This window comes from Moorena producens 3L (assembly GCF_000211815.1).
In the GTDB taxonomy this organism is placed as follows: domain Bacteria; phylum Cyanobacteriota; class Cyanobacteriia; order Cyanobacteriales; family Coleofasciculaceae; genus Moorena; species Moorena producens.
The window spans coordinates 37,051-56,136 of record NZ_GL890968.1 but is presented as its reverse complement, the minus strand read 5'-3'; the positions used below and the strand labels follow the sequence as shown (position 1 = coordinate 56,136).

Sequence of the window (19,086 nt, the reverse complement as noted above, 5' to 3'; positions counted from 1 at the left end):
CTTGCCCACTATAGCAATAGTAATAGAAACTACTGATAGTCCTGTTATAAATTGTTACTATAGTAGTTTATCCCTATTAACCAAGTCTTAGATACTAAGACCTAGACACTCGTTGGTGCATTCTACAGATTAACTATAATGGAAGATTCAAAAACTATAACCAAACCCAAGCATATTGTTTTAACCTCCCATCCTAACTCTTCTAGATGCAATTCTCCAGCAATTAACTGGGGAGAAAGTGACCCCCTCAAACGAGGACCTATTGTCGGTACCTTAGTTAACTCAGCTCATCGCAATGTTATTGGTACTCACTCAGGCTCCTATTCAGTGTATCGAGCTTTAGCCGTAGCCAGTGGCACACTCGAGCCCAATCACCGCCCGGATCTCACCAACACTGCTCCCATCGTTCCCATTGGTCCTCATCCCAGTTGGACTGACCCTAATTTGATTGTCTCTCTCGACCCCTTTGGGGCGATGGTAGGTGAGGTTTATAGCGATTTATATCAGCAGGGATATGACATTAGACCCACGATTGCCATCACCAAAGCTCATATTAATATGCCAGAACTACAGGATGCTGTAGATAAAAAGCGTTTAGCAATTGATGGCAAAATTATTAAAAACGATGGTAGTTTAGTAGTCACTAAAGTAGCAATTGACCCGGTTTGGTATCTACCGGGAATTGCCCAGCGATTGGACATTCAGGAAAGTTACCTGCGCCGTGCTCTATTCCAGCAAACCGGTGGCATGTTCCCAGAACTGATCACTCGCCCCGATTTAACGGTATTCTTACCCCCGATTGGTAGTATCACTGTTTATTTAATTGGTGATGTAGCAGCCATTACTGAACCCAATCGACTGCTGGCTGTACGAGTTCATGATGAATGTAATGGTTCTGATGTTTTCGGTTCCGACATCTGCACCTGTCGTCCGTATCTAGTCCATGGTCTAGAAGTCTGTGTCCAAACAGCCCAAGCTGGAGGTGCAGGTGTCATTGTTTATTTCCGTAAAGAAGGTCGCGCCTTAGGTGAAGTAACTAAGTTTCTAGTGTATAATGCCCGGAAACGTCAGCAAGGAGGTGATAGCGCTAATGCCTACTTCAACCGTACAGAGTGTGTCGCTGGGGTTCAAGATATGCGCTTCCAAGAACTAATGCCTGATGTGCTCAATTGGCTGGGAATTAAACGAATTGACCGTTTTGTCTCCATGAGCGATATGAAATATAACGCTATCGTTGAATCCGGTATTGAGATTATTCAGCGCATTCCCATTCCAGAACATTTAATTCCCGCTGATGCCCAAGTAGAAATCGCTGCCAAAAAAGCTGCTGGTTATTACACTGAAAATACAACTGAACAAGATGCGATCGCATTAGCTGAAATTCAAGGGCGCGGTTTAGCCGATTAGTATTTATCGTCAATAGTCACAATAGTCAATAGTCAATAGTCAATAGTGCTTAGTTAACCCCGAATTGCCTATTCCGTAATTTCCTGTTGCCTATGTCACCTGTGGATAATGCACAACAGCAGTTAATCGCTTACTTAAGAACCCCATTGGCAATTCGGGAGAGATGCGATCGCATTTTCACCTTAGCTAGTGCTGACCAGTTGCAGTACTTTCGCTGCAATTTAACCAAGCTAGAGCAAGTAGCTAACTATGTCATCGAGGTAATGCACCAGCACTACCCCGATTTCCAGATTCCATTTCATAGTCGCTGGCGGCATTTTGAGGTAGGAAATGTCCCTCGTCTTCGGGAACTAGACCAGAAATTGGCAGGATTCACTCCACTCCAAAAAGCCCAAACCAAATTCGACTTAGTCATCATTAGCGTCCTGCTCGATGCTGGAGCTGGCAGCAATTGGCAGTATCATGAACCAGAAACCGGACTAGTGTTTCGCCGTTCCGAAGGATTAGCCGTTGCTAGTTTCCGCATGTTCTGTCAGGGAGCTTTCTCCAGCGACCCAGACCTACCTTGGCAAGTCGATGCCAAAGGACTTCAATCCTTGAGTGCCCACCACTTAGCCCAGGGATTCCAGGTCAGTCAAACCAATCCACTCATAGGCATAGAGGGTAGGCTAGCCTTACTACAGCGCTTAGGGCAATCCCTAGCTATTATACCACAGATGTTTGGCAAAGTCAATCCTCGTCCTGGCAACTTAGTAAATTACTTGGTAAATGACTTGGTAAATTACCACTGGCTAGATCAGTTGCAGGTTACCAAGGGATTGCAGCTTAGCAACTTAAACCTTGAAAGTTGCCAAGACAACCAAAGCTGGGTCAAGCCACTTACAGATTCACAACCTCCCCAGGAACAACCTGCAACTTGTCAACCAGCTAACCTACAACCTGGCAACCAACAACCTGCAACCTGTGAACCTGCCAACCTTCTGAGTGCCACTAACCTATTCAGCACCGTCCTCGAAGGATTAGGGGATATTTGGCCAAAACGAGAATCAATAGCGGGGGTCAACTTAGGGGATGTGTGGCAACATTCTGCTCTCAAAGGGGATAACTATGGTTCCGAGTATGTACCATTTCACAAACTCTCCCAGTGGTTAACTTACTCCCTATTAGAGCCATTGCAGGAACTGGGTTTAGAGATTACTGAACTTGAGCAGTTGACCGGCCTAGCAGAATATCGAAATGGGGGCTTATGTTTAGATCTAGGATTACTAGAAGTCAAGGATAGCGCTATTTTACAACAGTCTCACTTACCCAGCTCCGAAGTGATTATTGAGTGGCGAGCACTCACCGTTAGTTTGCTAGATCAAATAGCAGGAACTATTCGTCAACAACTGAACCTGAGTGCTACTGAATTGCCACTAGTAAAAGTTTTACAAGGAGGAACTTGGACAGCAGGACGTAGAATTGCTGCTCAATTAAGACCAGGAGGCTCTTCCCCGATTCAGATAGAAAGTGATGGCACAGTCTTTTGACAAAATTTGACCTGCTCAATTGGGTACTCAAGTCTAGTTGGGTGATCTAGTAGTTGGTTCATTTACCCATTACCCCTTACCCATTACCCCTTACCCATTACCCCTTACCCCTTACCCTCAATAGCCTTTTTTCGTTCTTCGAGGATACTGCGAATGGAAGCTGTATCCAGAATTCCCATCACTACACCGTTGTCACTAACCACAGGTAGCTGCTCTAGCTGCTCTTTCTCCATAATTTTGACAACGTCTAACAGGGAATGGTCTGATTGAACAGTTCTCAAAGTCTTAACAGACTTAATCAGTGCTCTTACTGGAGTCACCGGCCAATTAGAGGTAGGAACAGTTTTGAGATCATCGACTATCACAACTCCTAGCAGTTGGCCCGCTTCATCAGTTACTACAAACTTGCGCCACTGATTTTTACCGATAATGTACTCGTTGGCAAACTCCCTTAGAGACAAATCAGCGAATACAATTGGGCTGTTGGCAATGACCGCATCTTCTGCTGTCAACCCATCGAGCTGGTCTTGAACCATAGCAGATTGGGCAGACATGCCAGCATTTTGCAGCAAGAACAAACCAATTAAGGCAAACCAGATGCCATTAAAGCTACCATAAAGTAGGATTGGAAGCACTCCATAAATAATTCCTCCCCAACCAAAGAACTGACCAACACGGCTAGCAAATAACACACCTTTGTGTGGGTTGTCCGTAACTTGCCAAACCAGTGCCTTCAGGATGTTACCCCCATCTAGGGGTAAGCCAGGAATTAAGTTGAACAATGCTAAAGCCAAATTGATGGAGGCGAGGAGTCCAACAATTGATGCCAATGAACTAGCTAGATTAGCATTAGCCTGAACGGCATATAGTAGAGCAAATAGTAGCAAACTAACAGCTGGACCAGCAATCGCAACTAAGAACGCCTCTAGTGGACTTTTTGATTCTTTCTCCAGGCTAGCTAGACCACCAAATAGGAAGAGAGTGATAGATTTAACCTCAATTCCCTGCTGAATCGCTACAAAACTGTGTCCTAGTTCATGAGCTAAGACAGAGGCAAATAACAAAAGTGCAGTCACAAATCCTAAAAACCATGGCAAAACACCGCTCAATCCTGAAAAATTTGTTAAGTCACCTCCGAAATCAAAGGTGACTAAAGCTAGGACTAGAAACCAGCTTGGATTCACATAAAAGGGAATCCCAAATAAATTCCCAACACGAATACTGCTGTTCATGCAGACTACCTCAAACTCTCCTAAGACGTTTTTTTATACCAAGTTGGCTTCTAAGGTAGTAGATAGGTTATGGTTCATAGTTAACATTTCATGAAAAATAGTTCATGAAAAATAGATCATGATACCATTGCCAGTTATCCTTGGCAGTAAAGGGTTTATCGCTTTTGCCAATCAACAATCAACCAAGAGCAATGAACAATTAACCTACCTGAAGGCAACTCGATAGTAGTTTCGTCTTTCATGGTTCTATCGTAACGAAATGTAAAAGATTTGCCGATTGCTAAAATGCCGTAAAATCCGTCCACGCTTAGTGCGGTTTTAGGAATGCAGGTGGTTTGACCCCTCTCTGTTTCCATCGGCATAATAAAATTAAGCACCGCTCTTAGCTCAAGCGTGTTTAGAGCAACATCTTCTTTAAGCACTACCCCCCTTCCTACTAGTAAAACTGACTAAACGATGTCCGTCTTTCAAACCAAAAGCACCCACTCTTACAACCAACAAGACATCCAGCAAATCCTCAATCTAGCCCTGGCACGTCAGGAAATGGTTGAAGAATTTTCCCGTGAACAGTTGGTGGAAATTGCTTCAGAATTAGGGATTTCAATCCACACTCTCTTGGAAGCAGAACGAGAATGGCTAGCCCAACAACAAGAACAGCAAAAACGTCATGAATTCAATAGCTACCGACGTAGCCAATTCAAAAAAAGTTTTGGAAAATTTGTAATCGTTAATAGTTTTTTATTGGCGATTAATCTAATTAACGTTGGTTTTAACTTTGCTGCCCTGTCTTGGTCTTTATATATTTTCTTGTTCTGGGGTTTGTGGATAGCACTCAGAGCCTGGAATACTTATCAAGTACAGGGCGATGACTACGAAAGAGCTTTCCAAAAATGGAAACTTCAAAACCAGGTCAAACAGATAGCCCAATCAACTTATTCTAGTCTCAAAAACTGGATTCAAGACCAAGGACTAACTACTAAGGACTAACATAAATAATTTGAGCTAAATCGCTCATCAACAATGTTTCTTCCTGAATATCTCCTAAAGCATGAGCCACTGCGATCGCTTTTTCATAAAAAGCCCGAGCTTCCAACAAGTTACCAGTGTCTTGATATAACTGGGCAAACAACTTTAGAGCAACAAGCTCTTCACGGCGATTGTTTTGTTCTTGTGCCAAAGCCAGATATTCCTTCAGTGCTTTCACCGCTTGCCGATTCTTACCTGTAGCGATATGGGTTAACGCTATACCCTTAATAGCACGAATCTGATTGAACACATTGTCAACTTTCTCAGCCAGTATCTGGGCAATGCGGTAAGAATACAAAGCATCTTTTTCCCGTCTAGCGGCGAGATAGGCATCTCCCAAGTTATTCCGGATATTCGTCTCACCCAACTTATCCCGAGAGCGACGCCGTAAAACTAGGGCAGCTTCATACCACTTAATCGCCTCGGGATAATTTCCCCCTTGAGCTGCCACTAAGCCTAAATTATTCAGACTCAACCCTTCACCGTCATCATCCTTAATAGTACGGGAAATGGTCAGTGCTTCCGTAAAAGCTTCCTGAGCCGCTTTGAGGTTTCTCGTTTGCAGCAATAATATTCCAATATTATTTATACTATAAATCTGTGGCTGAAAACTTTGTTGAGAACGGGCAGCACCCAAGCCTCGGCGCAAGGCTCGCTCTGCATCTTGATAGCGTCCCAACTTGGCGTAAGTCTGACCTAGGGAATTGTAAGTCTTACCCAATCCCTCAAAGTCACCAATTTGCTGATAAATTTCTCCCGCTTGGGACAAATACGCGATCGCTTCGTTCAAGTTACCACTCTGTTTGGCCAGCTCTGACTGTTCCAGGAAAAAATCTGCCCGATTTCTTGCTCTGCGGTCACTACGATTGTCTAAAGGGATTGCCAGTTGTTGGTCGATGCTCCGAGTCTGACCCCAAGCCATAGGGCTAGCCAACATTACCAAGGGAATAAAGGCTAGCGCTATGATTCCGGAAAGACTAGTCAGCAACCTGCTATGATTCGCCATACCAAAAGACTCCGTTTGATCAACGTTTCTGCTATTGTTGAACCTATAATCAAAGTACCCCGATCAAGGGTGCAAACTAACCGCCCCTTATTCACTCAAAACCGGTACTGCAAATAGATCAGATTCTTCTCGATTCTTGGCTTCGACCCCCAGATAGACCACCCTAATATCATCTGGTAAAGCAGCTTCCAACAGTTCATAGCCTTCTTGGAGTTCAGTTCTGACTTGAGCTGGAGTAATCATTTCTCCCTCCGCTTGCAGATAAGCCGCAATTCGCGTTTCACTCCAGTGAAAGGTCTGAGCCATGATTACCATCAACCGCACCGCTGGTGGCAGCTGTTCCAATGCCATTTCCAGATAACACCACAAGGGTGGTGGTGCTAAATTCAGGTTATAGTGAATAGATTCCACTGGTGGCAAGTCGGCCTGGTTAATACAAACCGCCGTTAGGTTTATAATCTGGTTTTGGAAGGACGTTGACTCTAGTCCATAATCCTCCCGCAAATCCATGCCACCCAGTTCGTGATAGATGTGACGCCAAGTCAGAGCAAATAGATATTCCGCCTGTACAGGCGATCGCGCTGAGTGGCGCACTAATGTATAGACAATAGGACTGTAGCGACAGAAAATTGCTGTAAAGTACTTCCCTTCAGACCGATGACGCTGAAACAAAGTCAGCAATTCCTGATCACTATGATGAAACAGTGATTTAATAAGTGGATGCTTAGATTCAGGAAAATTGGGAATTTGCACAATCTTTCAATAAAACCTGTAATTAGGAGAATTAGAGAGGTGCCCTTGACCTTAGGGAATTTAATTCGCCACAGGTCGCACCTGTAGATGCATCCTGATCTCACCACAACCCCCTCGTGTTGAGAAAGGGGAAATGCCGATGATTAACTGGCATTGGAGTTGATCAATCTCCAAACCTAGTATCCTAGGTCTGGACTAGACCTCAAGATGAAGGAGATGGATGCCGATACCAAGTCTACAACCTGTGGTGCTCCGATGCTCCTTCAGTTGAAGCTAAAATTGAGAAAAAGCGTTCGCGTAGCGTGGCCCAAAGGCCATCGCCAAGGTGCGCGCCTCCAAGGCCGTGAGGGATTGCTCACGGCCTTGGGTCGCACCTCAATGTCTGATGGTAATAATATTACCTACGATTGGACAAAAAGTTCATAAGGACCTTTAAACTAATTTATCCAGTTGCTAACTCTGTTTAAGTTTATGATTCTATCAGTTGATATTATTTCCTGGCTAACTTCGCCCCTGCCTCTTGGCGCATTTTTACCCTCTTTGCCTTTAGATAGCCTGTTTTCCACTCAAGGTATCATGGTGATGCTCCTAGGGGCCTATGCCTTTGCCATGTGGATGTTTTTGACCAGCGCTCCAAAAGTTCACACCATCATGGTGTCTGATTTGGCAATAGCGCGACAGTTTTATGAAGGCTTGCTAGAGTTATCCGCAGCAGAAGTCCCCCTACATTACTACTATAATTACGAGCAAACCATGGGGAGTACCAGCATTGACCCCCTATATATGTCAACCAATCTGGGAACCACCCAAGCGACCCAGTTCAGTGGTGCTGATGGGCTATGGTACCAGTTAAAGAAGAATACCCAGCTCCACGTGATTTCCGGAGCTAGCTTGGGCAATAAAAACCAACAACGTCACGTGTGCTTTGACCATGAGTGCTTGGATCAAGTTTTGATGCTGGTGCAGATGAGACGGCTGAAATACAAAGTGCGCACCCTCAAGCCCCTGAACTTTTTGGTCAAGGATGTGGACGATCGTGTAATTGAACTGGCAGAAGTTTCTAATTAGCGGTTAAATCAATAATGGTGAGTTAATCAGGGATTAGGCGGGTAACAATTGCGCGTAGCGCACCAGCCTAAGGTTTTACGCCTAATCACATTTACCAAAAATTTTGGGTAATCGCGCCCCGTCCTTATAGGACGGCTTTCTTTTTAAGTTAAAACTTGACAGTTTTCGCACTGCGTGTTATTATAAAAGTATAAACAAGAAACCAAAAACTAGATAAATACTATCTAATCATAAGTAGACAACGTAAAAAATATGTAAGAGATACATATTGCGTAATTTGGTCTAACGACTTAAACGTCTATGAAAAAAAATTAGATAAAAAAAGTATCTATCTATATGTAAAAAAAAGGTAAGGTACGGTGGGGCACACCGAAACCTAGATCTATAATATCTAAACTCTTATGGAGAATTGTCCTCTACCTTTCCTGGTTCCGACCTGGTTTGGCAAGACAGCTCGTTGAAGTAAGAATCCCCGTCCTTATAGGACGGGGATTGTCAACATGTTTGAAGTCATTATCGCAGTACTTATTGTTCTGTTGGGTTCAGCCATCTGTGCTATGGCAGAAACGGCTTTGTTTTCAGTGCCTATCGTTAAAGTCCGACAGTTAGCGCAGTCAAACAAGCCTACACCGTTAGCACTACTGGCGATTCGCAAAAACATGAACCGGCCCATAGCTACCATTGTTATTCTCAACAACACCTTCAACATTGTTGGCAGCATCGTAATTGGTTCCCTTGCTGCTAGGGTCTTAGGAGAGGCTTGGTTGGGGGTTTTTTCAGGTCTATTTACCTTTCTCATTATTGTATTTGGGGAAATTGTCCCGAAAACCCTTGGTCAGATCTACGCCCAAAACATCGCCCTACTCGTGGCTCTACCAGTTCGGTTCTTAACCGTTGTGTTTACCCCTCTGGTGTGGTTGATGGAAAAAATTACTGCTCCGTTTACTAAAGGTCAAAAACTTCCTACCACCAATGAGGCGGAAATCCGGTTTTTAGCGAAGGTTGGGTATCAAGAAGGGGTGATTGAAGATGATGAAGCAGAAATGATCCAACGAGTATTTCAGTTAAATGATTTGACTGCATCTGATTTAATGACGCCGCGAATCCTAACCACCTATTTACATGGTAATACCACTTTGGCTGACGCTAAACCAAGCATTATTGCTTCGCCTCACACCCGGATGCCTGTGGTTGAAGACTCTATTGATAAAGTTATTGGAATTGCTCTCAAAGATGAGTTACTCACAGCAATCATTGAAGAAAAACATAACCAACCCCTTGCTTCTCTGATTCGTAAAGTCCGCTTTGTCCCTGAAACTGTTCGGGCTGATAAGCTACTGAAAACCTTTCAGCAAACCCGTGAACATCTGATGGTTGTACTGGATGAATATGGGGGTGTTTCTGGTGTAGTCACCCTGGAGGATGTACTGGAGGTGCTAACCGGTGAAATTGTTGATGAGACCGATCGAAACATTGATCTACAAGCAATTGCTCGTAAACGGCGAGAAAAAATGTTGCAATCTTATGGTCTTGATCAGGATTAGTTTTCGGAAAAGAATAAAGAGATAATTTTTATTTGAGATGTAAACAGATGATTGATAAAAAAAGCGATGCATTGCTGCTATCCTTTTCCTGTTCCCAGATCCGCTGTTCCCAGATCCGCTGTTCCCAGATCCGCTGTTCCCAGATCCGCTGTTCCCTTTAAACCAAGCTATATAAATTAAAAAACTAGATTTTTTGACATATTTGATAAGCTTTTTCTTCTGATTCTTCAAGAATTTGAAGTTGTGAGTATAGCTTTTCAATTGTCTCTTGATCGGGACTTTCTAGCGTCAAATTAAAAACTATACTATTGAATTTATTTTGGGCTGTTTTGACAACTTCTTCAGCTTTCCTACAAGATGGATTTCTGAATAGTTGATCAAGTTGAGGAAAACACCCACTTAAGCAAAACGTTAGTATAAAGATTATTATTCTCTTAGCTTGGGCAATAGTAGCAAATTTCATCAGACAAGGGTGTACCTTAAGTTAAGTCTAATACCCACTACTTAAGGAAATCTAGAGTTTCAGGAAATTTCATCAAAACCTTGGCCGTGGGCCACCCTTCGCGAATGAACGATTCCACAACTCAAGTACCTAGGATTTCAAGTCTTTTCTAGAGCATCACTTCAGTCAACAGAGTCTTCTGTTGGTTACTAATATACAGATCCACTATACAGATCCATGCTTGTGCGCCTTTACTGAGTGATCAGTATCGACCTCAGTTTTTAGTTATCTTCCCACTGGCACAAGCTTGAGATCATCTCTGCCATTAAGCGATCGCTTATGTCAATTTGCTCTAAATCCCCTTGACCAATTCCACATCACCTTGAATTATTACGAATCTGGATTTCTGTCCGATCGGATAGCCTTTAGGACACTATTTTTGGGCTTATCCGGTGAAATTGAGGCAAAAATCAGCCAAAAGGGCAATATACTCTATATCGGACAGGTAATATCCCACAGGTATTTAGCCCATTGGTATCAGCCATTTGGCTGATTTTTGCTATGAGGGGTCACACCCCTCACCATTTGTGATAAATTTTAATTAGTAGATGCACCCTGATGATCGAGAGAGTCAAAAACGTGGCTCTCTTTTTTTTTGGGCATAGGGATTGCCTCAGACGAGGAGCGTTTTCCCCAATCACTTGCCCCAAGCCAGCTGATCAAGCTGATCAAATAGACATTTTTAATGCTTTAATATCATGATTGAGAACTATTGCGAAATATATTTACCTGACAGGACGACTATTGAACTGTAGCGCTATATATTAAAGGATTGGGCTAATCTAATAGAAAACTTAATTAGAGGGATTTCCAGTAACCGACAACCACCAGGGTGAACCATTGGGTTCAGGATCAGTACCCCGAAAGCGAGTAATAACCAACAGCATTCCCCAGAGTGCGATCGCGCATCGCCAGTGGGATAAATGCGATGCTCTCGAAGAGCCGCTACGGGAACACACTCTGGGGAATATCAACACTACGTGACATCTCCCGACGCTGCCCTAACGGGACAGGGCGGGCTTCTTACCAACTCCAGCTACTGCTTTTGGATACAAGGCCGTAGGCCACGCTACGCGAACGATAAGCTTTATTAACGACACGGTCAGAAGTTACCCCAGCGAGCAATCCCTCGCTGGGGCAGCCTTTATGGTTAGTCGGCTATGGGTAAAGGGTTAAAACTTTATGATTAAGGCAAGAGACGAAACCTTAGATCAGGTCGCCTTTATAACAATAGTTTTAAACCTTTTCTGCATAACCTACAACCCAAAAAGGCGACCTGATCTTACGGTAACTTCAAACCCTATTCTAAGGTTTCGTCTCCGGGATGCCCCGACCCGCCGGAACAATACAAAAAGTTATATTTTTATTTGGTAGGTGGCGGTTAGCTCTTTATTTATCTTCCCTACCATTTCTAGTATATCACATTGGTAAGCTTCGTTCCGGAGCTTACCCCGCGCTTCCCATACGACACTTAGCCAATGAAGGTAAAGTGCGGGGCTTCTCGCGGTTCAGCTAAAATTCCAGCACTATAGTCATACCTAATAACCTATACCCTTGAACAAACAGGCAAAACCATCCCCTCGCGAGCCAGTAAGTGATTACCATTGAAAGACTGGAGTTGCTTTTCTAGTTTGTCGAGATAATCATCATTATAGTCAGGATGATAACGAGACATAACTATGCGCTTAACACCTGCCACCTTTGCCGTTGCTATGCCAGTTTGCCAACGCTGATCTTGCCAAATCAAAGGTGAATAATTAGACAGATCATCTCCTGTGAGGGGAAAGGGAGCATCCAAAATTAGCAAATCTGCTTGACGGGATAGGTATCGTAGATTTTCATCAATGGCACCCCAACCATTGGAGTGAGTAGTGGCGTACACAACAGCATATCCTTGCCAGTTTACCCGATAGCCCATTGCTTGATGTGAGTCATTAAGAAGCACAGCCTCTACAGTTACATCATCTAGGGTTACTGTATGACCTGACCTCAGCCCGTGAAATTTCAGATCTGACTGCATGACCTGAAGGGGCACTGGAAAATTTGGAGCAATCATTTGCTGACCTAGACACTGTTCAATGGATGCCCCATCAGGTGCTGCTGCTCCATAGATATGAAAACAGTTACCAGGAATAAACGCAGGAGTAAAAAAGGGAAACCCTTGAATGCTGTCCCAATGGCTATGAGAAAAAAAAATGTGAGCTTCTATGGGCATTTGCTTAAGCCAATGATTTCCCAGCACCCGCAAACCACTGCCACCGTCAAAGATTAAGCGTTTTCTACCAACACGCATCTCTACACAAGATGTATTGCCACCATAGCGAATTGTATCTGTCCCAGGAGCCGAAATTTGACCCCTAACGCCCCAAAATCGGACGCTCAAGTCGCCTCCAGTGCCATTGTTTAGGCTGGGTTTAGCCTTATAGTTGCCTCGTGTGGGTGCTACTAGATTTTGCATCTTGAATCTGTGAATTACGTCAGCCTAAGTTATAAATTATTCCCATTGGTAGATTCCGACTAGAGGATACTCGGGTGAAAATGAGTAACCATCAGGGTTAACCACTACTTTCTGTTAAAGTGGGCGGATTTCATACATCAAATTGAATACATCAAGAGTAAATAGATGGGGGAAAGCAACCACAACAGCCCCAGTAATTTAGTCAGATCTCTAATTTGGAACCTTTCAGCCCCCCTAAACAAGTTAAGATACAGTTATGCTTTCTCTTAACTGTATCTTAAGTGTTGGTTAATTTTAACGGATTAGGAACTAAACAGTTTGTGACCTATGTCACAAACGCATCAAATTAATTCAATCAATTAGAATGGGAACTGGTAAATCATCGGTTATCCCTTGATCGGTCAGCTTTCATTTATCGGAAGTCAGCCCATTTCCTTATAGCTTAACCTCGACAGCTAAACCAAAAGCTCAGTGTATGCCCATCTCAAGTATAACTGCTCACCCCATCCCATCCTCACCTGATTATCTCCTCACCTAAAAAGGTAATATCTTTTAGCTTCATCCGCAATTCATCTCACATCTCAATGCTACGCCATGAGTGTGAGATGAATTGCGGACAGGATCGAAGACCGTGTATACTAAATCTAGTAGGGAAGACAAATGAAGAGCTAACCACCACCTACGTGCCTAAGAAAAAACTCAAACTCATTGTATGTTCCGGCGCGGAGGGGCATCCCGTGTCATTAATAAACCTTGCCGAACGCGCCCCGCGTGGCCTACGGCCTTGTATCCTAACTATTGGGTGGAGTTGGCAAGAAGCCCACACTGAACTCAAAGAGTCAGTGTGGGAGTATGTCACCTTCTGTTGGGATCACTCCCTGACCCTACTTGATTAGGGTTGGGGTATTTTTTGTTATGCTTGCCCTTAAAACAGAGAATGGCTAATCGCTTTGCTAGCTTTCTAGCATCTAACCATTAGCCTAAGAAAAGAAACTCTAGTGGAACTCATCTCACCGATGAGTCCCTACTTGATCAGTCCCTACTGCTTATAGTTGTTGATTGACTCTTCCACCAAAGGCATTACCTGATCAAGATCTTTCCATCCTAAAATTTTAGTGACTTTTTTTTCCAGATTTTTGTATGTCCTGAAAAATTCAGCAATTTCATCCAACCGATGGGGCGCGATATCTTGGAGAGTTTTTACTTCAGCGTAGCGAGGATCCTTGTCAGGAACACACAGAATTTTTTCATCCCGATCACCTCCATCGATCATTTCCAGCATCCCGATTGGTCTAGCGGTAATCACACAACCAGGGAACGTAGGTTGATCCATTATCACCATACCATCAAGAGGATCACCATCATCTGCTAGAGTGTTAGGGACAAAGCCGTAGTCATAGGGGTAGTGTACCGATGCATAAAGTACCCGGTCAAGGGCAAAGGCTTCTAGATCCTTGTCAAACTCATACTTATTTTTACTACCTGCGGGAATTTCAATTAAAACGTTGATCAGACCTGGTTTAGGTTGAGCAGGAATCTTTGATAAATCCATGAACTATATGTTTCAAAAAAACAGCAGATGTGGGTTATCTCATCTTTAGTGCTTAAGACATCCTAATAGCTGCTTTAATACTTACCCAAACAAATCCCATAGTTCAGGATTTTTTAGGTAGGTAGAATAGCCAACCGATCAGATTATCCTGAGCAGGGTGCTAAGCTATCAGCTATCAGCTATCAGCTATCAGCTATCAGCTATCAGCCAAAGGCATGTGGCCACGCTAAGCGAACAGTTTATGCGCTACGCGCACCCTACTTGAGGTGCTTTTGAATAAAATAAGCTGACGGCTGACGGCTGACTGCTGTTCGCGTAGCGTGCGCGTAGCGCATATGCTTACGCAGGGTGCCGTTCAATGGCAGCTATATTGAACTACTAGCCCCGTGGAACATTGTGACATCTCACAGCAACTTTTCAAAGCGTCATTCGACCTATAGTGTGTAATGTGTGTGTAATGTGTGAGTGATTGAGGAGTGAAGTGCTATGGGAGAGCTTCAGCAGAGGATTGGTATAACACCATTACAGTCGGAATCTGTCACACAAATCCTACGGGATGATACTGACTGCCTAACTGACTCGTTTTATCCTGGATTACGCCAAAGAGCCTGGGCCGAAATTGATCAAGTTGCTCTTCATCACAATTTACGGCAAATACAGCAGCTTTGGCGCCATCCTACCCAACTAATGGCAGTGGTGAAAGCGGATGCTTATGGCCATGGTGCTCTAACCGTTGCCCGCACAGCGATAGAGGCTGGTGCTGGGGGGTTATGTGTTGCTACTGTCTCAGAGGGCATTCAACTCAGGCAAGGGGGAATTAAGGCCACTATACTCTTGTTGGGAGCGACTAATACCCCAGAACAAGTCAAAGCGATCGCTCACTGGCAATTGGAACCAACTCTGTGTAATCCTCAACAAGCGTTAGTGTTTTCGGAAACCTTGAGTGGTCTAAACCAAAGCCTGCCAGTGCATCTGAAACTAGATACAGGAATGTCTCGCTTGGGAATGCCTTGGCAAGATGCCATCGAGTTTGTACGCTTAGTCCAACAATTACCTAACTTGGAAATAGCTAGTGTCTATTCCCATCTAGCCACTGCTGATAGTCCTGACCCCACAGTGATGAGACAGCAGCATCAAAGGTTTAAAAACGCGATCGCACAATTGCAGGCTGGTGGCATAACTCCACCCCGATTACACTTGGCAAATTCCGCTGCCACCTTAACCGACTCAGCATTGCACTACGATTGGGTGCGTGTCGGATTAGCCGTCTATGGTCTCTACCCAGCAGAGCATCTTCAAAAGGTTATTCACCTCAAGCCAGTGATGCAGGTAAAAGCGCGGATTACCCAAATTAAAACTATTCCCCCTGGCACTGGTATCAGCTATGGCCATCAATTTATTTCAAATCGACAGATGCGTCTAGCAGTAGTCGGTATTGGCTATGCTGACGGTGTTCCCCGAAATCTTTCCAATCGCATCAATGTCATCATCCGAGGGCAGCAAGTTCCTCAGATTGGCGCAATTACAATGGATCAGCTCATGCTCGATGTTAGTGATATTCCTAATATACAAGTTGGGGAAATTGTTACCTTAATTGGACAGGATGGGGAAGAGCAAATCTCAGCAGATGACTGGGCTATGGCTTTAGGCACCATTTCCTGGGAAATTATTTGTGGTTTTAAGCACCGACTACCCCGTGTAGTAGTCGGGTAAGCATTCAGCGGTCAGCGGTCAGCGGTCAGCGGTCAGCGGTCAGCGGTCAGCCGTTAGCCGTCAGCCGTTAGCCGTCAGCGGTCAGCGGTCAGCGGTCAGCGGTCAGCGGTCAGCGGTCAGCGGTCAGCCGTTGGCCACGCTAAGGGAACAGCCGTCAGCTTATTTTATTCAAAAGCACCTCAAGTACCCTGGCCTACGGCCAATGGCTGATCGCTGTTCGGTGTAGCGTGCGCGTAGCGCGTAAGCTGATCGCTGATCGCTGATCGCTGATCGCTGATCGCTTACCAATTAACAATTTTAATGTTATTAAAATAAAATTTATCCATCTAATCCCTTTGCCATTAGGGAGTCAGAATGTGTTACCCTAAAGGGGTTTTATAAACATCGCACATCCAGGGTTTCGGGTGTTTCTAAAGGGAAATCCACCTGGATGGAGGTTAAACCCGAATTAGGAGTTAAAAAATTATGCCTGTAGTTTCTTTAGCTGAAATGCTAGAGTCAGGGGTTCACTTTGGTCACCAGACTCGCCGATGGAACCCCAAGATGGATCCTTACATTTACACTGCTCGTAATGGTGTCCACATCATTGACTTGGTACAGACAGCTCAGCTGATGGAGGACGCTTATCACTATATTCGCACCTCATCAGAGCAGGGCAAAAGATTTCTGTTTGTGGGTACTAAGCGGCAAGCTGCTGGAATTATTGCCCAAGAGGCAAGCCGTTGTGGTGCCTACTATGTCAACCAGCGCTGGTTAGGTGGTATGCTCACCAACTGGGAAACAATTAAGACCAGGGTGGAGCGACTGAAAGATTTAGAGCGTCGGGAAACCAGTGGTGCCCTTGACTTACTGCCAAAAAAAGAAGGCTCTATGCTGCGTCGGGAACTAGGCAAGCTTCAGAAGTATCTAGGTGGCATCAAAATGATGCGTAAGGTCCCCGACATTGTCATAATCATAGACCAAAAGCGTGAGTACAACGCTATTTTGGAATGTGAAAAGCTAAGTCTACCGATAGTATCACTATTAGATACAAACTGTGACCCTGATTTAGCCGATATTCCGATTCCAGCTAATGACGATGCGATCCGGTCGATTAAGCTAATCATAGGTAAACTGGCTGATGCCATTTACGAAGGCCGTCATGGTGAGCTAGACACCGCAGAGGAATACGAATACGAAGAATTTGAAGAGGCATTAGAGGAGTTCCCAGACGAGGAGGAAATTCAGGAAATTCAAGAGACTGAACAAAGTGAGGAAATTGAATCCGTAGATCAAGGAGATAACCAGAATACTGAGCAAGAATAGTTAGTTGTCTTCGAGCTTGAAGCCCTACGCTGAATTTACCTTTTGATAAAAATCAACTAGTTTTCAGCGTGGGCTGGGAAGCCCATACTCACGGATCGAGTAGTGTGGGAAGATATCACGGTGTAATCAGTTTCACTAACAGTAGGAACAAAAACAACATGGCGGAAATTACAGCAAAACTTGTCAAAGAGCTACGAGAAAAAACCGGCGCTGGCATGATGGATTGCAAAAAAGCTCTCGTAGAAAGCGACGGAGACATGACCAAAGCTATGGAATGGCTGCGGAAAAAAGGCATTACCTCAGCTGAGAAAAAATCCGGTCGTGTGGCAGCAGAAGGAATTATCGGCAGCTACATCCACACTGGTGGTCGAGTCGGTGTACTCGTAGAAATTAACTGCGAGACCGATTTTGTTGCCCGCCGCGATGAGTTCCAAGCCCTAGTCAAGAACGTCGCCATGCAAGTAGCAGCTTGCCCTAACGTTGAATACGTGAAGGTCGATGACATCCCTCAAGAGATTGTTCAAAAAGAAAAAGACATTGAAATGGGTAGGGATGACTTAGGTAAGAAGCCCGAAAATATCAAAGAGAAAATTGTTCAGGGTAGGATTGAAAAACGCCTTAAAGAACTCTCGTTGATGGATCAACCTTACATTCGTGATCAAAGCATCACAGTGGAAGAATTAGTCAAGCAATGTGTTGCCCAGTTGGGTGAAAACATCCAAGTGCGTCGCTTCACTCGCTACGTCTTGGGTGAAGGTATTGAAAAGGAAGAAAGCAACTTTGCTGAAGAAGTTGCTGCCCAGATGGGTTCTTAAACCGAAGCTTACCTTTGAGCTTCATCCTTGAGCTTGATCAACACGCTTCAGTGAATCTGGGAGTAAGCATTCAGCTATCAGCCGTCAGCCGTCAGCCGTCAGCCGTCAGTCGTCAGCCGTCAGCCGTCAGCTTATTTTATTCAAAAGCACATCAAGTAGCGATGCAGCGCGGTCTTGGGGAGGCAGTGCGGTCTTGGGGGTTCCCCCCATGAGCAACTGCCGTGGTTTCCCCCACTCGCGCTTTGCATCAAGACAGCGTGGCACAGGCTTCTAGCCTGTGACCCATAAGCTGATAGCTGATAGCTGATAGCTAATAGCTGATAGCTGATAGCTAATAGCTGATAGCTGAATGCTCACATCTGGGAGATAGGGAAGATCAGCTAGTTTAGCAGGAGCCTCACACCATAATCTTTGATTTGGTGTGAGAGGAATGCGCGGTTCCACCAGGGGGTTCAATGCCCCCGTATGGAACCAATCACAACGCTTTCACAGGCAAGTCGTCAGATTGCCCTGATGGCTCCAAGGGCAGACTTGACCTAACCAGGTGTTCAAGGCATTGTAAAGTTGGGAGTTTTTTTCACAGCATTTCTAGAGTATGAGTGGTATCAACTCCATGTGAGCATTATTGGTCTAACTGTGACAACCAGCTCAAGAAATCTTCCCAACTTTTTAACTCAAAAATAATATCTGTTAACCCTTCCAAATTTGACAAAGACAAACCTTGAACTACATTGTTTATTTCCTCGGTCTTTTCTGGGAATCGTTTTTTTAGCAGACGCATCACCAAAATCTGTGCCTCAGTAATGCGACCTTCAGCATTCACTTCCTGATAAAATCTGGTCTGTTTCCATTCTGTGAGTCCAAACATCGCTTCTAATTCCCTCCAAGGACGTTCAGGAAATTTATATACTAAGGCTTGTTCTATTAATTCTATCGCATTTCTTTGCTGTGCTACTGGTAGAGCCCTCGCACATCTTTCTAGTTGTCGTACTCTGTGTTGGACATTGGCTTGAGGTTCCACTACCAGCCGTACCAGTCCCAATCCGATTGAGTCTGAGGTGTCTGGAGTTTCATCAAGGTAAAGTGAGTGCAGATATCCTGTTTGGACTTCGCCATCGTAACATCTGGGAATCCCTGTATCCAAGCTGCGCTTAGCCCAAAATACTACCGCTGCCA

At 44.4% G+C, this 19,086-nt stretch carries 20 protein-coding genes; 12 read left to right on the top strand and 8 right to left on the bottom strand.

All coding sequences use genetic code 11. The features are described from left to right. The first annotated feature begins 138 nt into the window (after positions 1–138). Both LYNGBM3L_RS27800 and LYNGBM3L_RS47955 read left to right on the top strand, forming a co-directional pair. Entirely contained in the window at positions 139–1,407 is a 1,269-nt protein-coding gene (locus tag LYNGBM3L_RS27800) for a GTP cyclohydrolase II (protein WP_008189272.1), read from the top strand. A 92-nt stretch (positions 1,408–1,499) separates the two neighbouring features. Further along, positions 1,500–2,936 (top strand): URC4/urg3 family protein, encoded by a 1,437-nt coding sequence (locus LYNGBM3L_RS47955; RefSeq protein ID WP_008189270.1) that lies wholly within the window; start codon positions 1,500–1,502, stop codon positions 2,934–2,936. Between the two features lie 104 nt (positions 2,937–3,040). On the opposite strand, the gene LYNGBM3L_RS27790 is transcribed toward LYNGBM3L_RS47955, so the two are convergent. Together LYNGBM3L_RS27790 and LYNGBM3L_RS27785 are read right to left on the bottom strand one after the other, a co-directional pair. Beyond that, positions 3,041–4,168, bottom strand: coding sequence for a site-2 protease family protein (locus LYNGBM3L_RS27790; RefSeq protein ID WP_008189269.1), 1,128 nt, complete (start codon positions 4,166–4,168; stop codon positions 3,041–3,043). A gap of 155 nt (positions 4,169–4,323) precedes the next feature. Further along, positions 4,324–4,590: a hypothetical protein gene (locus tag LYNGBM3L_RS27785; RefSeq protein ID WP_008189267.1), complete on the bottom strand. Its 267-nt coding sequence runs from the start codon at positions 4,588–4,590 to the stop codon at positions 4,324–4,326. A 34-nt stretch (positions 4,591–4,624) separates the two neighbouring features. Here LYNGBM3L_RS27785 and LYNGBM3L_RS27780 point away from each other — a divergent pair, with 34 nt between their 5' ends. Beyond that, the gene (locus LYNGBM3L_RS27780; RefSeq protein ID WP_008189265.1) at positions 4,625–5,155 is read left to right on the top strand and encodes a 2TM domain-containing protein; all 531 of its coding nucleotides are present in this window, start codon (positions 4,625–4,627) and stop codon (positions 5,153–5,155) included. Here LYNGBM3L_RS27780 and LYNGBM3L_RS27775 read toward each other — a convergent pair. Further along, the gene (locus LYNGBM3L_RS27775) at positions 5,145–6,200 is read right to left on the bottom strand and encodes a tetratricopeptide repeat protein (protein WP_008189262.1); all 1,056 of its coding nucleotides are present in this window, start codon (positions 6,198–6,200) and stop codon (positions 5,145–5,147) included. The two genes, LYNGBM3L_RS27780 and LYNGBM3L_RS27775, sit on opposite strands and share 11 nt — an antisense overlap. A gap of 87 nt (positions 6,201–6,287) precedes the next feature. Then, entirely contained in the window at positions 6,288–6,953 is a 666-nt protein-coding gene (locus LYNGBM3L_RS27770) for a sigma-70 RNA polymerase sigma factor region 4 domain-containing protein (RefSeq protein ID WP_008189259.1), read from the bottom strand. Between the two features lie 207 nt (positions 6,954–7,160). On the opposite strand from LYNGBM3L_RS27770, the gene LYNGBM3L_RS27765 reads away from it, so the two are divergent. The 3 genes from LYNGBM3L_RS27765 (at position 7,161) to LYNGBM3L_RS27755 (ending at position 9,565) form a co-directional block, all read left to right on the top strand. After that, a complete protein-coding gene (locus LYNGBM3L_RS27765) occupies positions 7,161–7,379 on the top strand; it encodes a hypothetical protein (RefSeq protein WP_008189258.1) in 219 nt (72 codons plus the stop codon). 45 nt (positions 7,380–7,424) lie between these two features. Then, positions 7,425–8,021, top strand: a complete 597-nt coding sequence (locus LYNGBM3L_RS27760; protein WP_008189255.1) for a hypothetical protein — start codon at positions 7,425–7,427, stop codon at positions 8,019–8,021. A gap of 500 nt (positions 8,022–8,521) precedes the next feature. After that, a complete protein-coding gene (locus tag LYNGBM3L_RS27755; RefSeq protein WP_008189254.1) occupies positions 8,522–9,565 on the top strand; it encodes a hemolysin family protein in 1,044 nt (347 codons plus the stop codon). 184 nt (positions 9,566–9,749) lie between these two features. Here the strand turns inward: LYNGBM3L_RS27755 and LYNGBM3L_RS27750 are convergent, their stop codons facing one another. After that, on the bottom strand, positions 9,750–10,028 hold the full coding sequence (locus LYNGBM3L_RS27750; RefSeq protein WP_008189253.1) for a hypothetical protein: 279 nt from the start codon (positions 10,026–10,028) through the stop codon (positions 9,750–9,752). 286 nt (positions 10,029–10,314) lie between these two features. Here LYNGBM3L_RS27750 and LYNGBM3L_RS41955 point away from each other — a divergent pair, with 286 nt between their 5' ends. Together LYNGBM3L_RS41955 and LYNGBM3L_RS47950 are read left to right on the top strand one after the other, a co-directional pair. Then, positions 10,315–10,560, top strand: a complete 246-nt coding sequence (locus LYNGBM3L_RS41955) for a hypothetical protein (RefSeq protein ID WP_131826919.1) — start codon at positions 10,315–10,317, stop codon at positions 10,558–10,560. Between the two features lie 347 nt (positions 10,561–10,907). Then, a complete protein-coding gene (locus LYNGBM3L_RS47950; protein ID WP_154659942.1) occupies positions 10,908–11,051 on the top strand; it encodes a hypothetical protein in 144 nt (47 codons plus the stop codon). 562 nt (positions 11,052–11,613) lie between these two features. Here LYNGBM3L_RS47950 and LYNGBM3L_RS27745 read toward each other — a convergent pair. Together LYNGBM3L_RS27745 and LYNGBM3L_RS27740 are read right to left on the bottom strand one after the other, a co-directional pair. Then, on the bottom strand, positions 11,614–12,525 hold the full coding sequence (locus LYNGBM3L_RS27745) for an MBL fold metallo-hydrolase (RefSeq protein ID WP_008189251.1): 912 nt from the start codon (positions 12,523–12,525) through the stop codon (positions 11,614–11,616). 1,039 nt (positions 12,526–13,564) lie between these two features. After that, complete coding sequence (locus tag LYNGBM3L_RS27740; protein ID WP_008189248.1) at positions 13,565–14,077, bottom strand: inorganic diphosphatase; 513 nt, start codon at positions 14,075–14,077, stop codon at positions 13,565–13,567. A 486-nt stretch (positions 14,078–14,563) separates the two neighbouring features. On the opposite strand from LYNGBM3L_RS27740, the gene alr reads away from it, so the two are divergent. From alr to LYNGBM3L_RS44470, 4 genes are all read left to right on the top strand, one after another. Further along, complete coding sequence (gene alr / locus LYNGBM3L_RS27735) at positions 14,564–15,790, top strand: alanine racemase (RefSeq protein WP_008189245.1); 1,227 nt, start codon at positions 14,564–14,566, stop codon at positions 15,788–15,790. Positions 15,791–16,255: 465 nt separating this feature from the next. Further along, positions 16,256–17,095, top strand: a complete 840-nt coding sequence (rpsB, locus tag LYNGBM3L_RS27730) for a 30S ribosomal protein S2 (protein ID WP_008189244.1) — start codon at positions 16,256–16,258, stop codon at positions 17,093–17,095. Between the two features lie 158 nt (positions 17,096–17,253). Next, the gene (tsf, locus tag LYNGBM3L_RS27725; RefSeq protein WP_008189236.1) at positions 17,254–17,910 is read left to right on the top strand and encodes a translation elongation factor Ts; all 657 of its coding nucleotides are present in this window, start codon (positions 17,254–17,256) and stop codon (positions 17,908–17,910) included. 14 nt (positions 17,911–17,924) lie between these two features. Next, complete coding sequence (locus tag LYNGBM3L_RS44470) at positions 17,925–18,122, top strand: hypothetical protein (RefSeq protein WP_154659941.1); 198 nt, start codon at positions 17,925–17,927, stop codon at positions 18,120–18,122. A gap of 410 nt (positions 18,123–18,532) precedes the next feature. On the opposite strand, the gene LYNGBM3L_RS27715 is transcribed toward LYNGBM3L_RS44470, so the two are convergent. Next, the coding region (locus LYNGBM3L_RS27715; protein WP_131827313.1) for a DUF2887 domain-containing protein at positions 18,533–19,086 on the bottom strand (554 nt) is incomplete at its 5' end.